This is a genomic window from Mycobacterium sp. (assembly GCF_049278535.1).
Classification (GTDB): domain Bacteria; phylum Actinomycetota; class Actinomycetes; order Mycobacteriales; family Mycobacteriaceae; genus Mycobacterium.
Genome location: NZ_JBAPMI010000105.1, coordinates 1 through 9,234, shown reverse-complemented (window position 1 = coordinate 9,234; position 9,234 = coordinate 1). Strand labels below are relative to the sequence as shown.

The following is a 9,234-nucleotide window of genomic DNA, read 5'->3' as shown; positions in this document are numbered from 1 at the left end:
GCGAATCGCGCGGCCGGCTGGTCGAGTGAAAGCCTGGTGTTCGCCGCCGACGTGGCCGGGCACTCCAGCGAATACGTGCTGCGCATTCCACCCGGCGGCGGGGGCATCTACCCCGAGTACGACCTGGACGCGCAGACGCGGACCCAGGAGCTGCTGCATCAGCACGGGATCGCGACGCCGTCACCGATCGTCTACGAACCCGACGAGACGTGGATCGGCTCAAGATTTCTGGTGATGCCACGCATCGTCGGGCACACCCCGTCGGACACCACCTATGCGACCCGCGGATGGCTGCACGACGCGGGACCGCAGGTGCAGCGTCGCGCCCACGATTCGTTCCTGGAGACGCTCGCGGCCCTGCAGCGGGTTCCGGTCGACAAGGCGACGTGGCTCCACCGGCCAACCGGCACAGGCGTTTCCGCGGAACTGACCTGGTGGCAGGAGTACGCGGCCTGGGGCACCGACAACCAGATTCCGGACGTGATGACCGAGGCGTTCACCTGGCTGCGCCGCCACCAGCCCGAGCACACCGGCGACGTCGCGGTGTGCTGGAACGACGCTCGGCTGTCCAACGCCATCTTCGGCGACGACGGGCAGATCGTCGGCGTCCTGGACTGGGAGCAGGCCTGCTTGTGTCCCGCCGAAACGGATTTCGCGTGGTGGTTGGCCACCCGTCGACAAATGTTGGAAGTCAACGGCATTGACGCCGATCCCGAATTGCCCGGCTTCGACAGCCGTGAGCAGGTGATCCACCGGTTCGAGGAGATGATCAGCCGCGAGTTGGTCGCCCTGGAGTGGTACGAGATCTTCGCGATGGCGCGGATGGGCTGCTGCATCATGCGGACCCAGGCCCTGCTGCGCAGCATCGGACAGGGCGACCACTTCCTCACCCGGGCACCGATTTTGCCGGCCTGGACGATCTCGGCAGTGCGCGCCCAGTGACTTGGGTTTCTCAAGTCACACGGGTCACATGCGCACCGGCCTCGGGAGCACACCCATTTTCTGAAACGTGACTACATGCGCTATCACACCGGTCGGTGATATCGCATGCGTCGTCAAAACCAAAAGTCACTACATGCCAGCTCGTAGGGACTTCTGATGCCGGTGTGACTAGGTTCGTCCACGACCAGCAGGCTGTAGCCAGGGCGGGACGATCCACTCGCCGTACGGAGCCACCGCAAGGGTGTCGAGGATCCCGGCCTCGTCGAAGGCGCCACCGAATTCGCCCACTCCCTCACTGAAGTGCGCCCACCCGTCGACGTGGGCGGGAATGACGAGCCTGGCGCCCAGCACTTCGGCGGCCGCCGCGGCCCGCTGACCCGTCATCGTCAGCGGACGTCCACGCTCCTTGGCCGGCACCCTGGCCGCACCGGCGAAGATGATCGCGACGTCGATGGGGCCCACCGAATCGGCGATGTCCTTGACGGCACCGACCGAGGCGTTGTCGCCGCTGAGATACACGGTCGGCAGGCCCGGACCGGAGAGCACGAAGCCGGTGACCTCACAGTTGACATGGCCGCCAGCATCACGCTGCCCGTCGGCCGGGCCGTGTACCGCCGGAACCGCTTGCACGGTAACAGCTTTGGCGTCATCACTAGCAGCAAGCTCGAATGACTCGAACGGTTTCAGCCCGACGGCGGGCCGGCCGAGCCGGGCCGCGCAGCCGGGATGGGTGAGGACAAGCGGCGCGGCAAGCGCCACCTGCCGCCCCTCGGTGTCGAAGTTGTCCGGATGCTCGTCGTGGCTGACCAAAACGATGTCGATGGGTCCCAGGGCGGCGGCGGGTATCGCCGGACCGACCGTCTTCTTCAGATAGCCGTGGGGGCCGGGCTCGTCGAACGTCGGGTCCATCAGGATGCGCCGGCCACCGAAGTCGACGACGGTCGTCGGGCCGCCCAGCACGCTGAATGCGACGTCACGCCGTCGGGCGTCTACGCGAGTGCTCACGACATGGACTGTAGATGCACTATGGGTTGGTGGACATCTACGACGTCATGCGCACCACCTTCGCCGCCCGCGCATTCACCGACGATCCGCTGCCCGATGACGTTCTGGAACGGATTCTCGACAATGCGCGATTTGCGCCCAGCGGCGGCAACCGCCAGGGCGCGCGGGTGATCGTGATCCGCGACCATGCGACCCGCGAGGCGCTTGCCGAGCTCTCGATGACCGGCGCCCGGCGGTATACGGCTCAGATGGTTAACGGCGAAAGTCCCTGGAATCCGTTGCATGAGCCGGGCCCGACAGCCGAAGAGATTGCGGCGACGGATGTTCCGGCGCAATTCACCTCTCCGTTCGTCAACGCCGCTGTGGTGCTTGCGGTGTGCGTCAACCTAGAGGTGGTCGCCGCGATGGATCAACACCTGGACCGGGTCGGCGTGATCAGCGGCGGGTCGGTCTACCCGCTGGTGTGGAACATTCTGCTGGCCGCACGCAACGAGGGCTTCGGCGGCACCATCTCGACGATGGCGGTAGCCGAAGAGCCCAAGGTCCGCGAGTTGCTCGGCGTCCCAGAGACATACGCGCTTGCCGCGCTGGTGCCGTTGGGCAAGCCGGTCAAGCAGCTGACCAAGCTGCGGCGCGCCAGCGTCGGCGAATTCGCCACCAGGGAACGGTTCGACGGCGAGCCGTTCGGTTAGTCGGCGGTCACCGCCGTCTTCTTCTTGGCCGTCTTGGGCGCCGACGGTTCCGGGTGTTGACCGTTGGACGGCAAACCGGCTGCGGCGCCGACCATCTCGATCGCCTTCTCGGTGTACACCCGATAGCCGAAGTTCGGTTCGTAGCCGTGGATCTCCTTGGTGTCCAGGTCACGCATGAACTGCAGGATCTCGCGGCTGAACACCTGACCGGGCACCAGGACCGGGAAGCCCGGCGGGTAGGGCGTCACATACGTCGCCGACACCACATCGATTCCGGCATCGAGCTTTTCGTCGATCTGCTCGCCCATCAGATATTCGCAGTTGGTGTCGTCGTAGGACAGGTAGAACGCGCGTCGGACGTCACCTTCGGGTGTCGGCTCGGCGCCGCTGTGATCGCGGAACGCCGGGTGGAATCCGCTGAAGTTGCACAACGGCACCGGACGTTCGGTGAGCCGGTACACCGCCTGCTCGAAGTGTTCGCGCTCACCCAGGCTCATCTCCGAGATCGCCTGGTCGAGTTCGGCGGCGATGCTGACCAACACCTCGACGAGAAAAGCGACCGAGCTGCGGGTGGTGCCGATGTTCGTCATGAACAGCACGCTGTTGCGTGAGGTCTTGTTGATCTGAATGCCGTAGCGGTCCATCAGCTGTTCGCGTTTGAACGTGTCGCCGTCATAGCCGGTTCGCCCGATGGACAACGTGATTCGCGACGGGTCGAGCACGAACTCGTCGTCGTGCCAGGCCGCCATCATGTTGCGCAGACCGGAGCGCAGCGGCTGGTCGATCGCCGTCGGACGGAACCGGTCCGGGATGAGATGCGACGTGCCAAGGCAATTCATGTACTTGCTCAGCAGCGGGTGGTTGTCGATCGCATCGCGCAGCTGCATGGCGTTCTCGATTTGACGCTGCACCAGTTCGGCGCCCTCCAGGGCCACCTGACGACGGCCCAGGTCCAGCGACGCAAGGATCTGATAGTTGGGCGAGGTCGAAGTGTGCGCCATGTAGGCCTCGTGGAATGGCACCGCGACCTTCTGGTCGAAGTCCTGATCGTAGACGTGGATCATCGATCCCTGCCGCAACGAGGTCAGCGTCTTGTGCGTCGACTGGGCGGCGTAGACGCGTACCCGCGCCCGGGCCGGGTCGGGCATCAGTCGACGGTTCAAAAGGTCGTCGTCGCTGGGCTTTTCGGCGGTCTGCTCGGCCAGGTGCTTCTCGAACTTAGCCTTGTATTCCGGGCTGTGCAGCCGCTCGCGCACCGCCGCAGCCGAGGCCATCGCGGTGCGGGTGCGGTAGACCGGGTGGAAGCGGGCGAAGGCGAACCACGCCTCGTCCCACAGGAACACCAGGTCGGGCTTGATCGCCAGGCACTCTTCCATCACCCGCTCGACGTCGTAGACGATTCCGTCGAAGGTGCAGTTGGTCAGCGACATCATCTTTACCCGGTCCAGCTTGCCGGCCCGTTTGAGCGCCAACAACTTTGACTTGATCTCGCGCAGTGGCACGGCGCCGTACATCGAGTAGTCGTTCAGCGGATAGGCCTCGAGGTAAACGACATTCGCGCCGGCCATCATCATGCCGTAGTGGTGCGACTGGTGGCAGTTACGGTCCAGCAGCACGATGTCGCCGGGGGCCACCACCGCTTGGGTGATGATCTTGTTGGCTGTCGAAGTGCCGTTGGTGACGAAGTAGGTGTGCCGTGAGCCATAGGCCTTCGACGCGAGCTGCTGGGATTCACGTAGCGGACCGGTGGGCTCCAGCAACGAGTCAAGGCCACCGCAGGTTGCCGACGTCTCGGCCATGAAGACTTCCAGACCGTAGAAGCCGACCATGTCTTTGATCCAGTGCGAGTTGACGATCGACTTGCCCTGCGAAATCGGCAGGGCGTGAAAGACACCTGTCGGCCGGTGGCTGTACTGCTTGAGTGCGCTGAAGAACGGGGTCCGGTAACGCGCCGCGACGCCGTGCAGAATCGACAGGTGCAGCTCGAGCATGCCTTCCCGGGCGTGGAACACCCGTCGGAAGTACTGACCGAGCCGCCCGGCGATGTCCTCGACCTCGATCTCGGTCATCAGGTAGAGGTCGAGTTCGGGCCGCAGCTTCCCCAGCGAGGTGGCCAGAATCTGGGCGCGCTCCTCGGGCGAGTAGTGGTCGGCCAAGTCGTGTGACACCCCGGTGTCGACGAACTCCGACAGCGACGACAGGTCCCGAGTCGATTCGTGCGAGAAGCGCCGCCGAATCACCACCGCCTGCAAGTTCACGTTGAGCCGTGCCGCGATCAGCGCCTCGTCGCCGCTGGCCACCACCACGAGTTCGTAGACGAATTCGTCGTCCGGGCGCCGCCACTTACGGACCTCGTTGCGCAGCGCGCGCTCCTGAGCTTCGGTCATCTTCTCGACGACGAGCACCTCGAAATACGGGCGGTCGCGCTCGGCTTCGGTCTGGCCCTCGAGCTGGCGCGGATCGGACGGGAACATGTCGAGCTCGTCGGCGCCGGCATTCTCCACATCACCGGTGCGGTACGACTCCTGGGTCAGCGCCCGGTTGATCCGCGCGACCAGCTGGCAGAACTTGTCGTAGCTACCCGCCGCGAAAAGCCTTTGTACACGAGCGAATTGCGGTGTGCCGGGGTAGGCCCAATACGGCTCTAATGAGCTCAGCTGGGTCAGCAATTCCTGACACGACGCGATGCACTTTTCTTTCAACTTCCCCGCGGTATCGGGGCGCGTCAGCCGGTCGGCGGCCTCCTCCAATCGGCACCAGGAGTCGCTACGGACCTGCCACAGGCTGTTGTAAGCGCGCAAGTGTTCTGTCATCACTGGCCTCTCAGAAAGCGTCGAGCCCCGGTCGTCGAGTCAAGGTTCGCAGACACGGCCCGCTCTCCGGTGACCAGCAAACAAACACTGAGCGTCCGGTTATGGTTCTGGGGTCACCAGCAGACGATGCAATAGTCCTGACGATTAGCGGGGAGTCGATCACGGTGGAGATCTGGGAGCTGGTCGCCCGCGAGCGGGTCCGCGACACCCTCGCCCGCTACAACTGGTCGGGTGACGCCGGGCGGCTCGACGAACTCGCCGACACCTTCTGCGCCGACGGCGTTCTGGAGATCCGCGGCCTCGAACCGCTGCGCGGCCGATCCGAGATTGTGGCCTTCCTCGGCGGTGTCACGGGAAACGTCGCCGTCAGCGCTGACGTCAAGCCGATCGTCCGGCACAACGTCGCCAACCTGATCTTCAACGAGGTCACCCGAGACCATGCGCAGGTGTCGTGCTATTTCACTGTTGTGACCCATATCGGCCTCGACCACATCGGCCGTTACCGCGACACATTCGTGCCCGACGGTGACATCTGGCGAATCAGGCATCGCAAGGTCTCCACCGATTGGGCGGCTCCGGATTCGGTGATGGCGCGACCGGCGCGCTGAGCTCGCTGCGCTCGCAATCGCGGCGCAGACTCGCCCCGAGCTCGTGCAACAGTGCCACGAGTCGGGGCGAGCCTGACCAGTCATATGTATTCACAACCGGTCCATTTCGCGCGCCATCCGCGCCCGCTCCAGGTAACCAAGGTCTCTCGCAGGATGCTGACGCGGTGGCGGCAGGTGCAGCGAGCCGGCGGCAACGCGAATCGCATCGATCCACCGGCGGGGGGCCGATGCCTTTGGTGGCAATACGGCCGCTCGAGTGGCAAACAGCACTTCTTGCTCAGTGAGCAGAACGGACGCCGGTGACGTCCCCTTGGTCGCCGAGGTCGGCGCAGCGGTGTGAACGACTTCGCGGGGTGCCGCGGATGTCGTTGTTGATTGCGACATTTCGCCTCCTTGCCTATTTGCGTGCCGCGTTTGGCGAACACGCTCGGATAAACATTGAGTGTTATCCGGAGACAAGTCGGCGGACAGAATGCGCGCACCACACCTGTGGTGGTGTGTACCCCCCGGTGTTTGCACCGATAAGCGGTTACGGCGCGAAATTAAGTAGCCCAGTACTGTAGCGGCCCGGCGTAAAAGCGCGGATAGTATCGACAATCAAGATCAACGGGTCCAAGCGGCGATATCGGTTGACTATCATCACGATCGAGAAAGGACGGCATTTTGATGAGTGGTCCAATTTCGGTCGTCATCGCCGAGGACAGCCTCTTGGTGCGAGACAGCGTCCACCGGGCGCTGTCCACCGATCCGGATGTGAATGTCGTTGGAATTGCCGAGGATTATGACTCCGCGGTCGAACTCATCGAAAAGCATCGTCCGAAGCTGCTGTTCACCGATGTGAGAATGCCGCCGACGTCGACTGATGAGGGCATTCGGTTGGCCCGGTGGATGCGGACCGCGCATCCGGATATCGGGGTGATCGTCTTGTCGCAGTACGCGGATCCGCAATGGGTGACGGGTTTGTTGGACGGCGGTACCGCGGCCCGCGGCTATCTGTTGAAGGAACGCGTTTCGCATTTCGATCAGCTCAGCGAGGCGGTGCACCAAGTCGCCGCGGGTGGGACGGTGCTCGATCCGCTGGTGGTCGAGGCGCTGCTCGCCCAGCCGAGCTCGGCCGCGACGCTCAGCCGGCTGACACCGAGAGAACGCGAGGTGCTCGCCGAACTGGCCACCGGCCTCAGCAACCGCACGGTGGCGCAACGGCTTGTGCTGACTCAGCGGGCAGTGGAAAAGCACATCAATTCGATCTTCGCCAAGCTCGGCTTGACCGTCGACGACTCCGTCGACCGGCGGGTCAAAGCAGTGCTGATGTTCCTCGGCGACAACAGCCCGACGGAGCAGAAGTGATGTGCACACGATGAGAACTGTGGTGTGTACACCCTCGTGTGCGCCGAACCCGCGCAGGATTATCCGGAGGTGGCGGACGAGCGGGTACGGGTATGGGTCGTCGACGACCAGCCCAGTTTCCGGCGCGCTGCAGCAGCCGCCGTGGCCGCCACGGAGAATTTCGCCATGGCCGGCAATTGCGAAACCGGTGAATCCGCAATCGAACTCATCCCCGACGGCAGTGCTGGGATCGTGTTGATGGATATCCACATGCCCGGAATGGGTGGCATCGAAGCCACCCGGCGAATCCGCGCCGCACATCCAGAGTTGATCGTGCTGTTGACGTCCACCTACGACCTCGAAGATCTCCCCGCGGAAGCCGCCATTTGCGGTGCGGCGGCCTACCTACACAAAGAAGATCTGAGTCCCGAGCTGCTGACACGGTTATGGCAACAGAGCCACTGAGCCCCACGACCGAGGCCGAATCGGTGCCCTACTGGCGGGTACCGCAGGTGCTCTTGGAGGCGGCGGTCCGATCGTCGTCGTTACTGGGTCACGACCTCGTCAACCGCTTCACGGTGGAACGCTTTCAGCTGTTCCTCGGCGGTTACCTGGCCATGTATGGCGGTGCCGGCGTGTTGCTGCCGATGTGGGAATACCTGTGGGTGCTGCGATCCAACTGGTTCCTGGCCATCGCCGCGATCTGCACCGGGCAATGCCTGGTGTTGGCGGCAGCGCTGCCGTTGGCGCTTCGCGGGAAGTATCAACAGTCGATCACGCTGACCTGTATCAGTAACTGGGCCGCCGTTTTCCTCATCACGTTCGTGGCACCGAACCTGCTACCGGTGATGGTGCTGGCTGCCGTGGTACCTGTCGTTTTCGCCCAGCCCTACATCCGCTGGCAGCGCGGGCTGGTCTTCGCGGTGATCACTGCCGGTTGCGTACTGGCGCTGGCTTCGGTAGCTCGTTTTCAGCATTTCGCGCACTTGGCCGCGCAACCGCCTCGCTGGATCGAGCACGCATTCATCGTGGTGGCGTTGCCGATGCATGCCTTTCACCTTTTGGTGATCGCATGGAACAACGCTGGTGCGCTGGCGGTGTCGGAGCAGATGCTCGCCGAGCGCGCCGCCGAAGCCGAGGCGTCACGAAGCCGGCTGGTCACGGCCGCTGACGAGGAACGGCGTCGCATCGAGCGCGACCTGCACGACGGTGCCCAGCAACACCTCGTCGCGCTGGCGGTGCTGATCCAGCTCGCCCGCAACGCAGACGAGGGGAAATATCAGCCGCTGCTCACCGAGGCGACCGGGCTGCTTGACACCGCGATCGCCGAGATCCGCAGACTTGCGCACGGCATCTATCCGCCGTCTCTGGTCAGCGGCGGTCTGCCCCAAGCCTTGTCGGCGGTCGCCGCGCACTCCGCTATCCCGATCCAGCTCGACCTGCAGCACCTCGGGCGCTACCCCGCTTCCGTCGAGACCGCCCTGTATTTCTGTTGCAGCGAAGCGCTGCAGAATGCCGCCAAGCACGGCGGCCCCGACACCGCTGTCACCATCACCGCCCGTGTCGACGCACAGACGCTCACCCTCACGATCAGCGACACCGGCCGCGGGTTCGAGCCAACAACCATCGGCACCGGGCTGACCAATATGACCGACCGCGTCTCCGCCATCGGCGGCAAACTGGTGATCGACTCCGCGCCCGGACAGGGCACCCGCGTCACCGCCGTCGTCGAAACTCGGGCCGACGTCCAAAAGCCTTAGGGCAGCACGGTGTGCATCAGCATCACGTTGTACGACGACCACAGGGACAAATTGAAGTAGAGGTCTCTACCCGACGACCAGGGATGGA

10 protein-coding genes are annotated in these 9,234 nt (G+C 64.2%); 6 read left to right on the top strand and 4 right to left on the bottom strand.

The genetic code is table 11. From position 1 onward, the window contains the following. Positions 1-942 (top strand): phosphotransferase family protein (locus WAO18_RS06980; RefSeq protein ID WP_422205001.1); only part of this gene is annotated, 942 nt, incomplete at its 5' end. Positions 943-1,110: 168 nt separating this feature from the next. Here the strand turns inward: WAO18_RS06980 and WAO18_RS06975 are convergent. Then, a complete protein-coding gene (locus WAO18_RS06975) occupies positions 1,111-1,947 on the bottom strand; it encodes an MBL fold metallo-hydrolase (RefSeq protein WP_422205000.1) in 837 nt (278 codons plus the stop codon). A gap of 29 nt (positions 1,948-1,976) precedes the next feature. On the opposite strand from WAO18_RS06975, the gene WAO18_RS06970 reads away from it, so the two are divergent. Then, complete coding sequence (locus WAO18_RS06970; RefSeq protein WP_422204998.1) at positions 1,977-2,639, top strand: nitroreductase family protein; 663 nt, start codon at positions 1,977-1,979, stop codon at positions 2,637-2,639. Here the strand turns inward: WAO18_RS06970 and WAO18_RS06965 are convergent. Next, positions 2,636-5,452, bottom strand: coding sequence for an aminotransferase class I/II-fold pyridoxal phosphate-dependent enzyme (locus tag WAO18_RS06965; RefSeq protein WP_422204996.1), 2,817 nt, complete (start codon positions 5,450-5,452; stop codon positions 2,636-2,638). The two genes, WAO18_RS06970 and WAO18_RS06965, sit on opposite strands and share 4 nt — an antisense overlap. Before the next feature lie 164 nt (positions 5,453-5,616). Here WAO18_RS06965 and WAO18_RS06960 point away from each other — a divergent pair, with 164 nt between their 5' ends. Beyond that, on the top strand, positions 5,617-6,060 hold the full coding sequence (locus WAO18_RS06960) for a nuclear transport factor 2 family protein (RefSeq protein ID WP_422204994.1): 444 nt from the start codon (positions 5,617-5,619) through the stop codon (positions 6,058-6,060). A 90-nt stretch (positions 6,061-6,150) separates the two neighbouring features. Here the strand turns inward: WAO18_RS06960 and WAO18_RS06955 are convergent, their stop codons facing one another. Beyond that, the gene (locus tag WAO18_RS06955; protein ID WP_422204992.1) at positions 6,151-6,444 is read right to left on the bottom strand and encodes a hypothetical protein; all 294 of its coding nucleotides are present in this window, start codon (positions 6,442-6,444) and stop codon (positions 6,151-6,153) included. A 282-nt stretch (positions 6,445-6,726) separates the two neighbouring features. On the opposite strand from WAO18_RS06955, the gene WAO18_RS06950 reads away from it, so the two are divergent. The 3 genes from WAO18_RS06950 to WAO18_RS06940 are packed head-to-tail and all read left to right on the top strand — an operon-like array spanning position 6,727 to position 9,146. Continuing rightward, positions 6,727-7,407 carry a response regulator gene (locus tag WAO18_RS06950; RefSeq protein ID WP_422204991.1) on the top strand — a complete coding sequence of 227 codons (681 nt, stop codon included), beginning with the start codon at positions 6,727-6,729 and terminating at the stop codon, positions 7,405-7,407. 24 nt (positions 7,408-7,431) lie between these two features. Further along, positions 7,432-7,851, top strand: coding sequence for a response regulator (locus WAO18_RS06945; RefSeq protein ID WP_422204990.1), 420 nt, complete (start codon positions 7,432-7,434; stop codon positions 7,849-7,851). Further along, entirely contained in the window at positions 7,833-9,146 is a 1,314-nt protein-coding gene (locus tag WAO18_RS06940; RefSeq protein WP_422204989.1) for a sensor histidine kinase, read from the top strand. Before WAO18_RS06945 ends, WAO18_RS06940 begins: the two co-directional genes overlap by 19 nt. Here WAO18_RS06940 and WAO18_RS06935 read toward each other — a convergent pair. Continuing rightward, the coding region (locus WAO18_RS06935; protein WP_422205003.1) for a hypothetical protein at positions 9,143-9,234 on the bottom strand (92 nt) is incomplete at its 5' end. The genes WAO18_RS06940 and WAO18_RS06935 overlap by 4 nt on opposite strands.